This window comes from Rhodoplanes sp. P11 (assembly GCF_964266735.1).
GTDB lineage: Bacteria > Pseudomonadota > Alphaproteobacteria > Rhizobiales > Xanthobacteraceae > Rhodoplanes > Rhodoplanes serenus.
The window spans coordinates 1123091-1139713 of the sequence record NZ_CAXWGY010000001.1; the positions used below are offsets into that span (position 1 = coordinate 1123091).

Consider the following 16623-nt stretch of genomic DNA (forward strand, 5'->3'; position numbering starts at 1 on the left):
CCCCGGCCCCCCATGCCGCCGCTCGACTCCCGGCAGGGCATGCGGGTCCTGATCGCCATTGCCCTGCTGATCGCCGCCATCATCGGACCGGCCGGCCTCTATTCTTATCAGCTCGGGTTCGGCCGTGACCAGGCGGAGACCATCAAGGTCGACATCAGGCGACTCGCGCTGGTGCGCTCGGTGGACCAGAACTTCGTCCGCATCCTGTTCGGGCTGGCGGGCGCGCTGGCCGGCATCGACTCGGGCGAGCGGGCGCTGCTTCTGTCGAAAGCCGCCGAGGATGTGCGCGCCGCCACCGCGGTCGGCTCGCCGCTCGACAAGCTGATGAGCGCGAGCGCCGACCTCCAGACCGCTGCCGACCAGATCACGCTGTGGGCCACCATCACGGCGCTCGGCGAGAGTCTCGATCACGTCGCCGAATGGCGCAGCGACGGCGCCTCCGACGAGGAGCGGTCGTTCCATGTGCTGCGCGCCCACGACAGCATCGGGGCCGCTCGCGAGGTGCTGGAGCGGCTCGAAAGCGTTCTGGAGGCGCGCATCAAGCAGGAGGTCGACGTCTCCACCGGGCTGCTCGATGCCGCGGTGCCGATGCTGTGGACCATCGAGGTCGCCGGCGCGCTGGTCGGCGCCGCCATCGTGTTCTTCATGCTCGCCACCATCCGGCGGCTGGAGCGGGCCCGCAGCGAGCTTCAGGACAGCCGCACCGAGCTGTCGCAGCAGAACGCCCGCTTCAAGGACGCACTGGAGAGCATGGGCCAGGGGCTGGTGATGTTCGATGCCGACAACCGGCTGATCGTCTGCAACGCGCAGTTCGCCCGGCTGTACGGCATCGGTCCGCTGCCCCCGGGAACGCCGTTCCAGTCCATCGTCGATCACTGGCGCGACACGGGTGTTCTGTCGGAGGGCGGCGGGCCGCTCCAGATCGTCCCGGAGCGCGACAGCAATTGGATCGCCCGGCTGCCCGACGGGCGTGTCATCTCGATCAACCGCCGCGTCCGGCAGGCGGGCGGCTGGATCGGCACCCATACCGACATCACCGAGCTGAAGCGGGCCGAGGACGAGCGGCTGCGTGCCGAGGCGGAGGCGACGCGGGCGCGCGACCACGAGCGTGCCATGCAGGCGACCAGCCGGGCCAAGGCGGACTTCTTCGCCACCATGAGCCACGAGATCCGCACTCCGCTGAACGGACTGCTCGGCCTCGCCTCGACCCTGCTGGAGACCGGCCTCGACGCCGATCAGCGCAAGACGCTGGAGGCGGTCAACCAGTCGGGCGAGAGCCTGTTGGCCATCCTCAACGACATTCTCGATCTGTCCAAGCTCGATGCCGGGCGGGTGCAGTTCGAGCAGGTGGCTTTCTCGCCGCGCGAGCTCGCCGACGCGGTGGTCGGCGTGATAAGGCCGCAGGCAAGGGCCAAGGAGGTCTCGCTGTTCCTGTCGGTGGCCGGCGACGTGCCGGAGCTGATGCTGGGCGACCCCGGGCGGATTCGGCAGGTGCTGCTCAACCTGGCCGGCAACGCCGTCAAGTTCACCGATCCGGGCGGCGAGGTGGAGCTCACTCTCGCGTGTCGTGCCCGCGATGCGGAGCGCGCCGTGCTCGAATGGTCGGTGCGCGACACCGGCATCGGCATCGCGCCGGAGCATCTCGCCTCGCTGTTCACCGACTATGTCCAGGCCGACTCGTCGATCAATCGTCGCTTCGGCGGCACCGGCCTCGGTCTCGCCATCAGCAAGCGCCTGGCCGAGCAGATGGGCGGCGACATCACGGTGATCTCGGCGCTCAACCAGGGTTCGACCTTCACGCTGTGCCTGCCGCTGCGGGTGACCCACGAGCGCCGCACCGCGGGGGTCGCCGGTCCGGTGTCGCACGCCGCCTTCACGGCGGCGCTCGGTCGGCTCGGCCGGCCGCTGCGGCTTCTGCTCGCCGAGGACAACATCACCAATCAGCTCGTCGTGACGCGCATGCTGAGGACGTTCGACATCGCCATCCGCATCGTCGAGGACGGCGAGGCGGCGGTCGCTGCGGTGATGGAGCATGCCTGCGACGTGGTGCTGATGGACGTGCGCATGCCGGGCATGGACGGCCTCGCCGCGACCCGGCAGATCCGCGCGCGCGGCGGCCGCTTCGCCACCCTCCCGATCGTCGCGCTCACCGCCAATGCGTTTCCGGAGGACATGGGGGCCTGCCGCGAGGCCGGCATGACCGGGTTCGTCGCCAAGCCGGTGCGCAAGGCGGTGCTGGTCGAGGCGCTGGCGCAAGCCGTGCAGGCGGTCGTCTACGGCGGCGCCGGGATGGAGGACCGCGACGAGACGGTCGACAATCTTCCCGTTCCGGCGGTGGTGCTGCGCGCCGCCTCCGGCGAGGAGAAGGCGCCGGTGCTCGATGGCGCCGTGGCGGCGGCATTGTGCGACGAGATCGGCGAGGACGGCGTCGCCGCGACGGTGACCTGCTTTCTCGCCGACACCCGGCAGCGCCTCGACGGCCTCGCCGGGCTGGCCGCGGCGGCCGATCGCCGCCGTCTCGGCATCGAAGCCCATACGCTGAAGAGCGCCGCGGGAGCCATCGGGTTCCGCCGGCTGGCGGGGCTTGCTCTCACCCTGGAGCGCGAGGCCGCCGACATCGCGCCGGAGCGCGCCGCCGATCTGGTGGCGGCCCTCGCCGCAGCCTTCCGCGACGCCGAGGCGGCCGCCGTCGCGCATCGGCTCGCGCGGGTCGCCTGATCCGCGACATCGACACCAAGCCGCACCGGACCGTCGGTTGCCGGTGCGCTCGCGACGTCAGCGTGCCGCCGGGCCCGACGGCTGTGGCGAGCCCGAGGGCTTCGGCGCGAGACCTTCGACAGTGTCGGGATGCGGGGTCGGCGATCCCGGCGTGGGTGCATGATTGGAGGTGCCCGTGAAGGCGCCGCCGGTGCCGCCGGTCCAGCCGGTCGAGCCCTCGTTACCGGGCGCGGTGCCGGACGACGGCCCGGTGGTGGGCGGCGTGGCCGGTGGCTCGGGGGTCGCCTGCCCGGTGGCTGGTGCCGGGTTTGGCGCTGTGGTCTGGGCGCTCGCGAACGTGGCGGCGAGCAGCAGGGGCGTGGCGACGATCAGCAGCAAGCGGAGACGGGGGCGGCGCATGCGCGTTCTCCGGAGGAGCGGGATGGGTGGCCGAAGAGCGATCACCACGGCAATGCCGTACCCCGCGCCGTGTTCCCGACGCGCCGGCGATCACATCACCACGGTGAGGCGGCGCGCCGCCCGGGTGATGCCGGTGTACAGCCACCGCTCGCGCGTCTCCTGGAACGCGAAGCTCTCGTCGAACAGCACGACGTCGTCCCACTGCGAGCCCTGTGACTTGTGCACCGTGAGCACGTAGCCATAGTCGAACTCGTCGTAGATCTTGCGCTGCGCCCAGTCGATCTCCTCGATGGCGCCGAGGAAGCACTCGGGCCGCACCGTCACCTTCAGGGGCTTGGCCCGCGCGGTGACCTCCTCGTCGGGGGTGATTCGCATGGTGACGAGCTTTTTGGAGCGGCCGACGGCGCGCTCCTTGACGCTCCACAGGCCGCCGTTGAACAGGCCCTTCTTGCGGTTGTTGCGCAGGCAGACGAGCTTGTCGCCGGCGAGCGGCAGCGGGTCGGTGAAGCCGCGGCGCTCGCGCAAGCGGCCGTTGTAGGCGCGGCGCGTGGCATTGCGGCCGACCAGCACCTGGTCGGCCTCGAGCACGTCGGCGGGATCGAGATCGGCGCGGCGCACCACGCGGCTCGCCCCGTAAGCGCCCGGCCGCAGCCGGCCGCCCTCGCGCACCTGCATGGACATCTGCACGATCGGGTCGTCCTGCGCCTGGCGATGCACCTCGGTCAGCATGGCGTCCGGCTCCTGCGCCGTGAAGAAGCCGCCGCCCTGGATCGGCGGAAGCTGGGCCGGATCGCCGAGCACCAGGATCGGCACCCCGAACGACATCAGGTCGCGGCCGAGATCCTCGTCCACCATCGAGCACTCGTCGATGACGATCAGCTTGGCCTTGGCGGCCGGCGCGTCGTCCCACAGCGTGAAGCTCGGCTGCTCGCTCTCGGTGTCGAGCGGGCGGTAGATCAGGCTGTGGATGGTGGAGGCATTCCGGCAGCCCTTGGAGCGCATCACCTGGGCGGCCTTGCCGGTGAAGGCGGCGAACTTCACCTCGCCGTCGACATCGTCGGCGATATGGCGTGCGAGGGTGGTCTTGCCGGTGCCGGCGTATCCGAACAGGCGGAACACCGGCGGCGTGCCGCGCGAGCCGGGCCGGTCGGCCAGCCAGCGGGAGACGGCGGCGAGCGCCTGGTCCTGGTGCGGAGTGAAGACGGGCATGCGGGCTTCTAGCACGGTCACGCCAAGAGGGTCAGACTCGAGGGTCAGGCTCGAGGGTCAGGCTCGAGGGTCAGGCGCCGGATCAGGCGGGGGATCGGTCACGCCGATGGCGGGCCCCGGCCCGACGTCGCGATGCGGGGCTCGCCCGTCGCGGGGCCGTCGGCGCCGCGGCGCGCCCGGCTGCGGCCGCGCGCTTCCTCGGCGCATTTTTCGACGTGGACGTCGCGGTTGATCACCTGGAGGTTGGGCAGGCCCCAATAGGCGAGCAGGTCCGGCCACGGCGTGTCGCGGCGGTCGCGCCACACCTCGAACAGCGGCACCCGATGGTCGATCTCGGCGGTCCGCCACAGCCGCTTGCCGCGTGCCGCGCAGCGGCGCTGCTGCAACCGGCGGAGCAGGGCCACATGGGCGGTGGGAGCGGTCCAGAACTGCCAGGCGGCCACGCAGGCGGCGTGCCATTCCGCGTTGCGGTTCGGCCCGCGCGCCCACAGGTCGACGTGCCAGCCGAAGCGATAGACCGGCTGGCCGCACACGCAGCACCAGCCGCCGCCGCGCGCGAAGGCGGCCTCGCGCCAGGGCGCCGGCGGAACCCGGAAGCTCGCCGGCAGGCCGCTCCGGGGCTCTCCGCGCGTGCGGACAGCCTCGGCGAGCCGCCAAGTCCAGCCCTCCGGCGCGCCGCTGACGGCCGCCAGCGCCCGGGCGAGACGGTCGGCGCGCAGCGGATGGGCTCGCCAATAGCCGTCGACGGCGAGCCGCGGCAGCGGCGGGATCAGCGGTCGGGAGAGGGCGCGGTCGAGCACCGGCACCGGGAAGACAGCGGGCAGCGCCTTGGTGAGCCGCGCCCGCGATCGCTCGTTTCGCTCCGCGCGCCAGCTCGACCCCGTCGTCATGCTCCCCCTCCGCGAGCCGCGCCGAATCGTGCCGGCCCGCCGCCACTCTGCGGCCGAACCGTAAACGATTCGGGCCGCGGCCCGCGGTCGGCGGCAGATGACGCACGCGGCGCCAGCCCCTATGCTGCCGGCCCCGCCGGTCCGCCACCCCGCCGACATCGGAGATCGCCATGGCCCTCGTGTTCGACCACGTCCATCTGCGCAGCCGCGACCCCGAGGCGACGGCGCAGTGGTTCGCCGACATGCTCGGCGCCGAGATTCAGCGCAGCATCGAGCAGGGCAAGCCGCGCATCGATCTCGTGCTCGGCGGCGCCCGGATCTTCATCGCCTCGGTGAGCGAAGGCGACGGCGTGAACCCGCCGCCGGCGCTGCCGTGCCGCGGGCTCGATCACTTCGGCCTGCGGGTCGAGGGGATCGACGCCGTGGCGGCCGAACTGAAGCGGAAGGGCGTCGTGTTCACCAAGGAGCCGCACACGCCGCGGCCGGGCATCCGCATCTGCTTTCTGCGTGGCCCGGAGGACATCTCGATCGAGCTGTTGGAGCGCAGCCCCGCCTACGCCTGAGGCGTATCCTCATCGCGCCGCCGCGGATCGACCCGCGGCGGCGGGCAGCGGGCACGCCTCCAGCACCGGCGCGATCGCGGTGGCGGCACCGGCGATGCGGAACTCCGCCACCGTGTTGCCGGCGAACAGCGAGGCGGCCCGCAGCAGCAGCAGCGTGCCCGCCGAGATGTCGGCGATGAAGCGGGTCACCGCGGCCGGCTCGTCGATCACCACGGTGCGCTGGTCGGGCAGGAATGTCGCCTCGATCTCGCCGCCGGGGCGGTCGTCGACCCGGTAGGCGAGGGTGGAGCTGCGGTCGGCCCCGACCCGCAGATCGTAGGCGATGCGGACGATCGGCCGGCTCTCGAAGCAGGTCAGTTCCAGCGTGGCGGGGCGGATCGCCGCGTTCTTGCTGTTGGTGACCATGGCGACCACCGAGGCGATCGGCGCCGGGCGGGCGGTGATGCGATCGACGCGGTGCTCGACCCGCCAGGCCCCGGACGTCTCGCTCGGCCGCGCCCGCACATAGGAGCGGTCCTGAGCGACGCACGCGACCGCCGTGGCGGCCACGACGAGGGCGATGACGAGCCCGGCTCCGCTCCGCATGACGCCCCCCGGCACGCCACCACCTGCACGCTCACTCCATCCGAGGCTGGCATGGGCAGGTGTCGACCTGCAACCATAAAGTGTTGTGCAATTGTATGACGGCCCGGCGTCGTGCCGGTTCGATCGGGGGCTTCGCTCTCGGCAGGAACCCGTTGCCGCCGCGGCGCGTTCGAGCCGGGCGGTTCCGTGGAACCGTGCGGCGGAGCCGGTCCGCGCCGCGCGGGTGGTCCGCCGTGCTTGCGGACCCAGGAGGCCCCGATGCTGAAATACGCGATCCTGTTTCTCGTGCTCTCGCTGATCGCCGGCGCGATCGGCCTCACCAACATCTCGCGCCTCGCCAAGCGCATCGCGATGGTGCTGTTCGCGCTCCTGTTCCTCGGCTTCCTGGCGCTGCTCGGCTTCGCCTATCTGCTCGGCGAGGCGTTCGAGGCGGGGCGCGCCGCCCTGCCGCTGCTGCCGACCACGCTGCTCGCCTGAGCGGCCGCGCCGACGGGCGCCGCCGGCGCTTGCGCCGGACGCCGCCGCCGTCGTATCGCATGCCGTCATGCGCGAGGTGGAGACCATCGTGGTCGGCGGCGGACCGGCGGGCAGCACCTGCGCCCGCCGCCTAGTGCAGCACGGCCGCGACGTGGTGGTGCTCGACAAGGCGCAGTTTCCGCGGCTCAAGCTGTGCGCCGGCTGGATCACCGACAAGGTGCTGCGCGACCTCGACATCGCGCCCGGCGACTATCCGCACCCGATGCTGCGGCTCGACATCCGCGCCCATGTGCCGGGGCTGCCGTTCGGGCTGCGCTGGTTCCCGACGCCGGGCGCCAACTGGTCGATCCGTCGCATCGAGTTCGACGCCTGGCTGCTCGCCCGCGCGGGTGCCGAGGTGGTGGCCCACGAGGTGCGCCGCATCCGTCGCGACGGCGACCGCTTCATCGTCGACGACGCCTTCGCGTGCCGCTGGCTGATCGGCGCCGGCGGCACCATGTGCCCGGTGCGGCGCGCGCTGTTTCCCGAAGGGCGCAACAAGTCACGTCAGATCGTCACGCTGGAGAAGGAGTTCCCCTATCCGGCGCGCGAGGACGTGTGCCGGCTGACCTTCTTCCGCCGCGGCCTCGTCGGCTACGCCTGGGTGGTGCCCAAGGGCGACGGCGTGGTGAACATCGGGATCGGCGGCAAGGCGAAGTACTTCCGCACGTCGGGCACCAACATTCACGATCACTTCCGCGCCTTCCTGGACGATCTCGTGCGCGAGGGCCGGCTCGACGCCGCCACCGTGGCCGATCTGAAGGAGACCGGGCACCCCTACTACCTGTTCTCGCGCGACGGCGCGGTACGCGACGGCCGTTGCCTGCTGATCGGCGACTCGGCCGGCCTCGCCACCATGGATCTCGGCGAGGGCATCGGCCCGGCGGTGGAGAGCGGCCTGATGGCGGCCGACGAGATCCTCGGCCGCGGCACCTATCACAAGGGCGAGGTGACGCTGTTCTCGCTGTCGGGCCTGACGCAGCGGCTGATGCGGCGGGCGAACCGCCGCCATCTGCCGACGCCGACCGCCGCGTGAGAGCGTCTCACGCCGGGTCCTGATCGGGTCGTGGCGCCTCGATGCGGCCGCGGCTCTGGAGCCACAGGCCGACCTGCCAGCACAGCATCGCCCAGGCGGCGCCGAGCGACCAGCCGGCCAGCACGTCGCTCGGCCAGTGGACGCCGAGATAGACGCGGCTCGCCCCGACCAGCAGCGTCAGCGTGATCGCGGTGCCGAGCACATACGCCTTTAGGCGACGACGGCCGAGCACCCGCCCCAGCAACGTGCCGAGCGTCAGGAAGGTGACGGCCGAGGCGGTCGCATGGCCGCTCGGGAAGCTGTAGGTCTGCACCTGCACGAGATGCGCCACGAGATCCGGCCGCGGCCGTGCGATGAAGAGCTTCACGGCATCGACCAGCAGGGCGCCGCCGGCGACCGAGACGAGCACGAACAGCGCCGCCGAGCGTTTGCCGTCGATCAGCAGATAGCCGAGCACCACCAGGGTGACGACGGTCAGCACCGTGATGCTGCCGAGCGCGGTGAGATCGCGGAACACGATCTCCAGCCAGGCCGGCCCGATCGGGTCGCCCGGATCGCTGGCGCTGCGCAGCGCCCGCAGGATCGCCTCGTCGAAGGCGTGCGTCTCGCCCTCGACGATCTCCTCGGCGATCGCCACGAAGCCGAGCAGGCCGGCCGCGACGACGAACAGCGTGGCGATTGGTCCCAGCTCGGCGAGCGTGCGCGGACGCAGCCGGCGGATGAGGCGGAGCGGGCGCGCCAGCCACCGCGACGGCGCGTCCGCATCGGAATGCGGCGGAGAGGTGCTCACGATGCGTCAGATCAGGCAGCGGCCGGCGCGGAACAGGCGGGTCTTGGCGCGGGTGGCTGCCGCGAAGCTCGGCAGCGGGCCGGTCAGCACCCGGTAGTCGTAGGGGAACGGCCGTGTCGGCAGGCCGAAGTTCCACACCTGGCAGATGCCGGTCGACCACTTGATCACCCGGTAGGCCGCATGAGCGGGCTCGGCCACCGCGACGGCGGCGAGCAGGGTGGCGGCGGCGATCGGCAGGCTCCAGCGCGTCATGGCGTGCTCCTCGTGTCTCCCCCCGGAGCCGAGGGTGTATCAGGCCGACCGGCGGCTCGACAACATCGACCCCGCGTCGGTTGCGGCGGACGCGAACAGGCGGCGCGGCCATCCCACCGCCGCCGTCACTTGCGCGGCGACGCTCTCCAGGAACAGCTTCTCGTGCAACTGGGTCAGGGTCTCGATGGCGCGCGGCAGCGGCAGCCAGGTGACGTCGCGGATGTCGGGTGTCGGCGGCTGGACGGCGCTCCCGATCGGCGTCATGCGCCAGAACCGGGCGATCTTGGGGGTGCCGAAGGACTGGTAGCTGATGACGCCGAGGAACTCGTGGACGGCGACGTCGTGTCCGGTCTCCTCCTTCACCTCGCGCACTGCCGCTTCGATCGGCTGCTCGCCGGCTTCGAGCTTGCCCTTCGGCAACACCCACACGTCGTCACGTCGGCGTTGAACGAGGGCGATCAGCGGCTGTGGGCCGCTGCGGGTGAGAATGCCGCCTGCGGCGGCGATCGGCGATCGGGTCATCGGTGTCGTCGTCGTGGGGATGCTCTTCCCGAGGCGAGCTTACGAGGTGCCGTTGTCACAATCCATCGTCACATCTGTCGCCTGATGCGGGCTCAGCCGCTGCGCGATGTCGTCCAGCCCTGGACGAAGCGGCGCAGCAGCCCGGGGGACGGCGCGCTCGCCGATCGGTCGCGCGGGGCGGCCGGCTCGACCACCATGGCGCGGAGCTCCGCCATCGCGTCGGTCGCGGTAATGCCGGGTCGGGCCCGCAGGCCGATGGTCGCAGCCGCCACCGCGCTCGGGCCGACGCCGCCGAGAAAAGCCTTTTCGTGCGGATTGGACAGCCGCGCCACCGCCTCGACCAGCGGCAGCCAGTCGACCGCGCGGATGTCGCGCGCCGGCGAGCGCACCGGCGCGTCGCCGGCCTGCATGCGCCAGAACTGCGACAGCTTGAGCGTGTCGTGGCCCTGGTGGGAGGTGACGCCGAGGAACTCGAACACCTCGACCTCGTGGCCGGTCTCCTCCATGGCCTCGCGCAAGGCGGCGGCGATCGGCGCCTCGTCGGGCTTGAGCTTGCCCTTGGGCAGCACCCAGCCGCGATCCTTGCGCCGCTGCACGACGGCGACCAGCGGCGCCGGCCCGTGCCGGACCACGATGCCGCCGGCGGCCAAGACGTGCATGCGTGCCATCGCGGCTCCCGGCAGACGTGAACGAGCAGATATGGGCGAATCGGCGCACAATAGCGCAACCGCATGTTGCGACGAAGACATGCCGACGGGTGCGCCGGTCTCTCACAGGCGCAGATCGCGTTTCAGCCGGTCGATCACGGCCTCCACCTCGGGCGGCAGCGTCTTCAGGCCGGCGGCACCGGCACTCGCCAGCACCGGACGCAGCCGCGAGTCGGCCAGGAAGGCCGGCTGGAGGTGAGGTGGAATCAGCCGCTCGAACACCAGCACGAGCACCACGGCGACGAGGCCGATGCGGCCGGCGCCGAGCAGCGCGCCGAGGAGCCGGTCCGGCAGCGAGACCAGCGGACCCGCGAAGGCCGCCACCAGCAGGCGGAGCACGCGCCCCAGCACCAGCCCGCCGACCACCACGAGCCCGGCGACCAGCGCGGCCGGCGGCACCGGCGGCGTGGCGGCCGGACCCGCCAGCATGGCGTTGATGGACGGGGCTGCCGCGACCGCCAGCGGCACGGCCGCCAGATAGCCCAGGACGGTCGCCAGGCTGCGCAGCAGGCCGCTGACGAATCCCATCAGGGCGGCGAGCAGCATCAGGGCGCCGATCACGGCGTCGAAGCTGTTGACGTCGATCGTGTTCACGTCTCGGTCTCGGTCGGTGGCGCGGGGCCGGTGGTCCGCGGCCGGCCGCATCCTAGCCGAGCGGTCGCCCCGCGGCGCCTGTGCGGTCGCGGCGATCTCCGAACAGGGTTTATGCGGGAGCGGCCGGCGAGCCCGGCGGATGGCGCAGCAGCAGCCATTGCACCAGCACCGCGCCAAGGGCCGGCAGCAGCACGGCGGCGTCGACGAACAAGGCGAGCGCCAAAGGCAGATGGCCCAGCGCGCCGGGCTGGACCAACATGAAGCCGGCCACCGTGAGGCCGAGGCCGAGCACCACCAGCACGGCGACGAGGGCGGCGGCGGTGCGGCCGATGCGGGTGGCGGTCCAGCCGCGCCATGCCACCACTCCGAACACCGCGGTGATCAGCGCCGCCAGCGGCACCAGGATCAGCAGCGCCGTATCGGCGTCGCCGTCGCCGAAGGCGGCGACGACGCCGCGCTGGGCGAGGGCGCCGAGCGCCACCGAGACCACGAAGCCGAGAGCGAGGCGAGCAGGGGCGCGCATGGTGTGCGGTCCGGGTCCGGCGGTGTCGGCGACGGCTGCGCCGCCGAGAGGGCTCGACCGTCAGGGCAGGGCGGCGGCCGGCTGGTTCTAGCGGGATGCGCCGCCGCGTCCGCAATGGTTAGCAGAGCCGAAACGCTATGCCACCGCCTTCGCGGGCCGTGCCGTCGCCGGAACGGCGAGCGTGCCGCTGTGATCGGCGGTGGCGCCGCCGTATCCTCGCAGCCGCCGATTCGCCGCGATGCCGTGATGGCACCCGGGCCATCGGAGCACGGCCGGGCACCCGCGCACGGGACCGCGCCGGACAAGGGGACGAACCATGCGACTGATCTCTGGACTGCGGATCGCGCTCGTCGCGCTGGTGGCCGTGCTGGGCACCGTTCCGGCGGCGCTGGCCGACAGCGGCTCGGTGTCGATCACCATCTTCAAGGGCGGCTGGTTCATCGGCGGCTCGGGCGGCTCCGGCACGCTGACTTTCCAGGGCCGGCGCTATCCGCTGTCGATCGGTGGCCTGTCGGCCGGCCTGGTGTTCGGCGCCTCGAAGGCGAACCTCTACGGCCGGGTCAGCAACATCCGCCGCCCTTCGGACGTCGCCGGCGTCTACGGTGCGGCGGGAGCAGGCGGGGCGCTCGGCCCGGGCGCCCAGGCCATCGTGCTGCGCAACGAGAAGGGCGCGGTGCTGGAGCTGCGCGGCCGCCAGGTCGGCCTGATCGCCAATCTCGACCTCAGCGGCATGGCGGTGGCGCTGCGCTGAAGCGGGCCGCGATGCTTGCATGACGTCGGCCGCGTCGCATCCGACCGGGTGCGCGGCGACAGCCAGGAGGGAGCGATGCGCGTGCCGACTGTGCTCGCTGTGGCCGCGCTGCTCGTCGCCGCCGAGACTCCGGGGGGCGCCCAGACGCCGCCCGCCACCGCCGAGATTGCCGGCTACACCGGCCTCCATGCGGCGGCCGCCGCCGGCGACGTCGCCGCCGTGGAGGCTGGGATCGCCGCTGGCGAGGCGGTCGACGTCCGTGATCAGAACGATCGCACGCCGCTGCATGTGGCGGTGTTCCGCGCGCACGCCGGAGCGGTGCGGGCGCTGGTGCAGGCTGGCGCCGACGTTCGCGCCCTCGACCGCCAGAGCTACGACATCGTCACCATCGCGGCGGTGGCGAACGACGTGCCGATGCTGCGCCTCGCACTCGCGCTGGGCGGTGACGCCCGGCTGGTGACCAGCCCGTATCGCGGCACGGCGCTGATCGCAGCCGCCCATCTCGGCCATACCGAGGTGGTGCGGCTGCTGATCGCCGCCGGCGCGCCGCTCGATCACGTCAACAATCTCGGCTGGACGGCGCTGATCGAGTCGATCGTGCTCGGCGACGGCGGCGCCGCGCACCGTGCTTGCCTCCGAGCGCTGCTCGATGCCGGGGCCGATCCGAACCTCGCCGACCGCGATGGCCGTACGCCGCTGGCGCTGGCGGAGGCGCGTGGCTACGCCGAGATGGCGGCTCTTCTGCGGGCCGCTGGCGGGCGGTGATCGCCGCCGGGCGTCGACCCGACGACGGCGGTCCTGGATGGGCGAGGCCGGCAGAGATCATCGGCGGAGCCGCTCGGCATCGCGAGCCGTCCCGCTCTCGCGTTGACATAGATTTGGTTCTGATCGTCGGCACGTCGGGCGTGCGAGCGTCGGACTTTTTCAATCTTCGATTGCGTCGACCATTTTCGTCGACTAAGAATACATATCGTTTCAAGCAGCATTGCAGGATTTCAGATGGCCTCCAAGACCTGTTTCGTCATTGCACCGATCGGCGACCCCGGCACCGACACGAGAACCGAATCGGACGCTCTGCTGTGGGTCATCAACAGCGCGCTGGATCGCTTCGGCTTCAAGGTCATCCGCGTCGACCAGATTGCCCGCTCGTCGATCATCACCAACGAGATCGTCCAGCTGATCCAGGAGGCCGACCTGTGCATCAGCATCCTGACGGACAACAACCCGAACGTCTTTTACGAGACCGGGCGCCGTCATGAAACCGCAAAACCATTCATCCAGTTGATCAAGAAAGATCAGACGCTTCCCTTCGACGTCGCTGGTATTCGGACCATCATTTACAACAACATCGATACCCTCGCCGGAGCGGCCGAAGCGATCGCCAATATTCGCGAGTTCGTGGAAGAGTTCGAAAAGTCCGGCTATGGGACGTCCGGAGCGGGTGTCTCGCTGGCCTCGCTGGCGTCGGCCATCGAGCGGATCGAGAGAAAGCTGAACGCGATGCCCTTGGCGCCGCACGCGACGGGGGGAGCGTTCGGAGGAGTGGGGTCCTCGGTCGGGCTCGAAAAGATGTTCCGGCCGAAAGAGGCTCTGATCGAGGCGCTGATGCAGGGGAACCTGAGCGAGGCTGCGGCCCTGTTGCCGTCGATCGTTCAGCGCTCCGGCAAGAGCGAAGACGTCTTGATGATGGCTGCGGTCCTCGCCAGCGCCGGCTTCGAGGTCGGCGTGAATGTCCTGTGGGATGCGCTCGGCAACCTCGACGGGCTGAAGTCCGAATTCATCGGTCAGCTCCTGGGGTCCATCGTTTCGTTCTATCTCGAGACCGACCGAGAGAAGGAGGTCATCGATAGGGTCCACGAGCTGGTGGAAGGGCTGATACGATCCCGCACGATCGGTGCCCAGGAGCTGGCTGCGATGTACAATCAGGAGCAGCGGCTTCTCTATGGTGCCGGCGATTACGAGAAGGCCCTGAGCGTCGCCGAGAAGGCCATCGAGCTCAGTCCCGGAAATTCATCATACCTCTACAATTGTAGCCTGATCTACGAGCGGCTGAAGCTGCCGAAACGAGCCGTGGAGTTCATCGACAGGGCGCTGTCCGTCGCCGACAAGGAAGATCCGGACCACCTGAGGCATGCGGTCGAAATGTATGTCGAGTGCGACCGCGCCGCAGACGCGCGAGCGGCATTCGAGAAGTTGGCACGGATCGCCTCTCACCAAGCCAGAATGCTTCTCCTCAACGACGAGGTCAGACGAGTCGTGTCCTGAGAGACTGTTTGGAAACGATCTCTGAGCGCTCTGTCGCCGCCGTGCGACCAGGCACGTCGGCGTGTCCGACGAGAGCATTTTCCGGCGAAGTGGACTCCGGTTCGCCGTCGAAAATGCGATCATGCAAAGACTTCTAGAGCGGCACACGATCCAGTTGGATCGGATTCCGCTCTAGAGCATTTTCCGGCGAAGTGGCCCCCGGTTGGCCGTCGAAAATATGATCAAATAAGGACTTCTGGAGCGGAGTCCGATTCCGTTGGGTCGCATTCCGCTCTTGCGCAACCTGACGTCCTGAACGCGGTGGCGAAGGGGATTGAGGACAGCGGGGCGGTCCCCAGCCACGCCGCGGGCCTTGCCCCGAGAAGCCCGCTCTCGCGGGCTTCTCGGGGCGGAAGGTTCCGTCGAAGGCGCGCCCGCCTCACAGGACCCGGTTGCTCGCCTTGACCTTGTCGGCGTCGACATAGACCTGCTCGCCCATCGCCCGGAATGTCTCCGACATCTTCGCCATGCCGTCGAGCGCCGCCCGCTCGTTGTCGCCGAGGCCGGCCGCGTAGTCGCGGACATCCTGGGTGATCTTCATGGAGCAGAACTTCGGCCCGCACATCGAGCAGAAATGCGCGACCTTGTGGGCCTCCTTGGGCAGCGTCTCGTCGTGGAAGGCGCGCGCCGTGTCGGGATCGAGGCCGAGGTTGAACTGGTCCTCCCAGCGGAACTCGAACCGCGCGCGCGACACCGCGTCGTCGCGGATCTGGGCGGCCGGATGGCCCTTGGCGAGATCGGCGGCGTGCGCCGCGATCTTGTAGGTGATCACGCCGGTCTTCACGTCGTCGCGGTCGGGCAGGCCGAGATGCTCCTTCGGCGTGACGTAGCAGAGCATGGCGCAGCCGAACCAGCCGATCATCGCGGCGCCGATGCCCGACGTGATGTGGTCGTAGCCCGGCGCGATGTCGGTGGTGAGCGGGCCGAGGGTGTAGAACGGCGCCTCGCCGCACTCCTTCAGCTGCTTATCCATGTTGATCTTGATCTTGTGCATCGGCACATGGCCGGGGCCCTCGATCATCACCTGGCAGCCCTTGGCCCAGGCGATCCGGGTCAGCTCGCCCAGCGTCTCCAGCTCGGCGAACTGGGCGCGGTCGTTGGCGTCCGCGATCGAGCCGGGGCGCAGGCCGTCGCCGAGTGAGAACGACACGTCGTAGCGCCGCATGATCTCGCAGATCTCGTCGAACCGCTCGTACAGGAACGACTCGCGGTGATGGGCGAGGCACCACTTCGCCATGATGGAGCCACCGCGTGAGACGATGCCGGTGACGCGGTCGGCGGTGAGCGGCACATAGGCGAGGCGCACGCCGGCGTGGATGGTGAAGTAGTCGACACCCTGCTCGCACTGCTCGATCAGGGTGTCCTTGTAGACCTCCCAGTCGAGCTTCACCGGATCGCCGTCGACCTTCTCGAGCGCCTGATAGATCGGCACCGTTCCGATCGGCACCGGCGCATTGCGGATGATCCACTCGCGGGTGTTGTGGATGTTGCGGCCGGTGGAGAGATCCATCACGGTGTCGGCGCCCCAGCGGATCGCCCACACCATCTTGTCGACCTCCTCCTCGACCGACGAGGTCACCGCCGAGTTGCCGATATTGGCGTTGATCTTGGTGAGGAAGTTGCGGCCGATGATCATCGGCTCGAGCTCGGCATGATTGATGTTGGCCGGGATGATGGCGCGGCCGCGGGCGATCTCGTCGCGCACGAACTCGGGTGTGATGAAGGGCGGGATGGCGGCCCCGAAGCTCTCGCCGTCGGCGAGCGCCGCCTCGGCGCGGTCCAGCATCCGCTTGCGGCCGAGATTCTCGCGCTCGGCGACGTAGATCATCTCCTTGGTGATCACGCCGGCCTTGGCCCATTCGTACTGGGTCACCGGGTGTCCGGGCAGAGCGCGCACCGGCACGTGGACGGTCGGGAAGGCGCGCGCGAGATGCTGGCCCGACACGTTGCCGTTGTCGACCGGCTTCACCTCGCGTCCGACATAGGTCTCGACACCACCGCGCTCGGCCACCCAGGCGGCACGGGTGCGCGACAGACCCTTCTCGACGTCGATCGCGGCGGCCGGGTCGGTGTAGGGGCCGGAGGAATCGTAGACAGGCACCGGCGGCTCGCCCGCCGCCTCGCTCAGCACGATCTCGCGCACCGGCACCGCCAGGTCGGGCGCCGCCTCGGGCGCCGTGTAGACCTTGCGCGAGCCGGCGATCGGGCCGGTGGTGACGGTCGGGATCGAGAGGGCGGTGGCGGGGGTGTGCTTGTTCATGCGG

At 70.5% G+C, this 16623-nt stretch carries 18 protein-coding genes; 7 read left to right on the forward strand and 11 right to left on the reverse strand.

The features are described 5' to 3' along the window. Nucleotides 1–12 precede the first annotated feature (12 nt). A complete protein-coding gene (locus ACFQUV_RS04975) occupies nt 13–2718 on the forward strand; it encodes an ATP-binding protein (protein WP_129610992.1) in 2706 nt (901 codons plus the stop codon). Nucleotides 2719–2775: 57 nt separating this feature from the next. On the opposite strand, the gene ACFQUV_RS04980 is transcribed toward ACFQUV_RS04975, so the two are convergent. The 3 genes from ACFQUV_RS04980 to ACFQUV_RS04990 all read right to left on the reverse strand — a co-directional run bounded on the left by ACFQUV_RS04980 (nt 2776) and on the right by ACFQUV_RS04990 (nt 5216). Then, on the reverse strand, nt 2776–3117 hold the full coding sequence (locus ACFQUV_RS04980) for a hypothetical protein (RefSeq protein WP_129610991.1): 342 nt from the start codon (nt 3115–3117) through the stop codon (nt 2776–2778). 90 nt (nt 3118–3207) lie between these two features. Further along, nucleotides 3208–4326, reverse strand: coding sequence for an ATP-dependent RecD-like DNA helicase (locus ACFQUV_RS04985; protein WP_129610990.1), 1119 nt, complete (start codon nt 4324–4326; stop codon nt 3208–3210). A gap of 98 nt (nt 4327–4424) precedes the next feature. After that, the gene (locus tag ACFQUV_RS04990) at nt 4425–5216 is read right to left on the reverse strand and encodes a hypothetical protein (RefSeq protein ID WP_244601717.1); all 792 of its coding nucleotides are present in this window, start codon (nt 5214–5216) and stop codon (nt 4425–4427) included. 170 nt (nt 5217–5386) lie between these two features. On the opposite strand from ACFQUV_RS04990, the gene ACFQUV_RS04995 reads away from it, so the two are divergent. After that, nucleotides 5387–5779, forward strand: a complete 393-nt coding sequence (locus ACFQUV_RS04995) for a VOC family protein (RefSeq protein WP_129610989.1) — start codon at nt 5387–5389, stop codon at nt 5777–5779. Between the two features lie 9 nt (nt 5780–5788). On the opposite strand, the gene ACFQUV_RS05000 is transcribed toward ACFQUV_RS04995, so the two are convergent. Further along, a complete protein-coding gene (locus tag ACFQUV_RS05000; RefSeq protein ID WP_129610988.1) occupies nt 5789–6364 on the reverse strand; it encodes a hypothetical protein in 576 nt (191 codons plus the stop codon). A 258-nt stretch (nt 6365–6622) separates the two neighbouring features. On the opposite strand from ACFQUV_RS05000, the gene ACFQUV_RS05005 reads away from it, so the two are divergent. Together ACFQUV_RS05005 and ACFQUV_RS05010 are read left to right on the forward strand one after the other, a co-directional pair. Next, nucleotides 6623–6841 (forward strand): DUF1328 family protein, encoded by a 219-nt coding sequence (locus tag ACFQUV_RS05005; RefSeq protein WP_111386049.1) that lies wholly within the window; start codon nt 6623–6625, stop codon nt 6839–6841. Between the two features lie 67 nt (nt 6842–6908). Continuing rightward, nucleotides 6909–7916 (forward strand): NAD(P)/FAD-dependent oxidoreductase, encoded by a 1008-nt coding sequence (locus ACFQUV_RS05010; RefSeq protein WP_129610987.1) that lies wholly within the window; start codon nt 6909–6911, stop codon nt 7914–7916. 7 nt (nt 7917–7923) lie between these two features. Here the strand turns inward: ACFQUV_RS05010 and ACFQUV_RS05015 are convergent, their stop codons facing one another. From ACFQUV_RS05015 to ACFQUV_RS05040, 6 genes are all read right to left on the reverse strand, one after another. Next, nucleotides 7924–8706: a phosphatase PAP2 family protein gene (locus ACFQUV_RS05015; RefSeq protein ID WP_244601716.1), complete on the reverse strand. Its 783-nt coding sequence runs from the start codon at nt 8704–8706 to the stop codon at nt 7924–7926. Nucleotides 8707–8712: 6 nt separating this feature from the next. Then, a complete protein-coding gene (locus ACFQUV_RS05020; protein ID WP_129610986.1) occupies nt 8713–8958 on the reverse strand; it encodes a hypothetical protein in 246 nt (81 codons plus the stop codon). Nucleotides 8959–8997: 39 nt separating this feature from the next. Continuing rightward, nucleotides 8998–9480: an NUDIX hydrolase gene (locus tag ACFQUV_RS05025; RefSeq protein ID WP_129610985.1), complete on the reverse strand. Its 483-nt coding sequence runs from the start codon at nt 9478–9480 to the stop codon at nt 8998–9000. Between the two features lie 92 nt (nt 9481–9572). Beyond that, nucleotides 9573–10148: an NUDIX hydrolase gene (locus ACFQUV_RS05030; RefSeq protein ID WP_165364147.1), complete on the reverse strand. Its 576-nt coding sequence runs from the start codon at nt 10146–10148 to the stop codon at nt 9573–9575. A gap of 102 nt (nt 10149–10250) precedes the next feature. Further along, entirely contained in the window at nt 10251–10781 is a 531-nt protein-coding gene (locus tag ACFQUV_RS05035; protein ID WP_165364146.1) for a CvpA family protein, read from the reverse strand. Nucleotides 10782–10890: 109 nt separating this feature from the next. Then, complete coding sequence (locus tag ACFQUV_RS05040) at nt 10891–11304, reverse strand: hypothetical protein (protein WP_129610982.1); 414 nt, start codon at nt 11302–11304, stop codon at nt 10891–10893. Between the two features lie 316 nt (nt 11305–11620). Between ACFQUV_RS05040 and ACFQUV_RS05045 the strand changes: the two genes are divergently transcribed. From ACFQUV_RS05045 to ACFQUV_RS05055, 3 genes are all read left to right on the forward strand, one after another. After that, nucleotides 11621–12055, forward strand: coding sequence for a hypothetical protein (locus ACFQUV_RS05045; protein ID WP_129610981.1), 435 nt, complete (start codon nt 11621–11623; stop codon nt 12053–12055). A 75-nt stretch (nt 12056–12130) separates the two neighbouring features. Beyond that, nucleotides 12131–12820 (forward strand): ankyrin repeat domain-containing protein, encoded by a 690-nt coding sequence (locus tag ACFQUV_RS05050; RefSeq protein ID WP_129610980.1) that lies wholly within the window; start codon nt 12131–12133, stop codon nt 12818–12820. Nucleotides 12821–13054: 234 nt separating this feature from the next. Continuing rightward, nucleotides 13055–14320 carry a tetratricopeptide repeat protein gene (locus tag ACFQUV_RS05055; RefSeq protein WP_129610979.1) on the forward strand — a complete coding sequence of 422 codons (1266 nt, stop codon included), beginning with the start codon at nt 13055–13057 and terminating at the stop codon, nt 14318–14320. A 418-nt stretch (nt 14321–14738) separates the two neighbouring features. Here the strand turns inward: ACFQUV_RS05055 and thiC are convergent, their stop codons facing one another. After that, nucleotides 14739–16619 carry a phosphomethylpyrimidine synthase ThiC gene (thiC, locus tag ACFQUV_RS05060; RefSeq protein ID WP_129610978.1) on the reverse strand — a complete coding sequence of 627 codons (1881 nt, stop codon included), beginning with the start codon at nt 16617–16619 and terminating at the stop codon, nt 14739–14741. Nucleotides 16620–16623 lie beyond the last annotated feature (4 nt).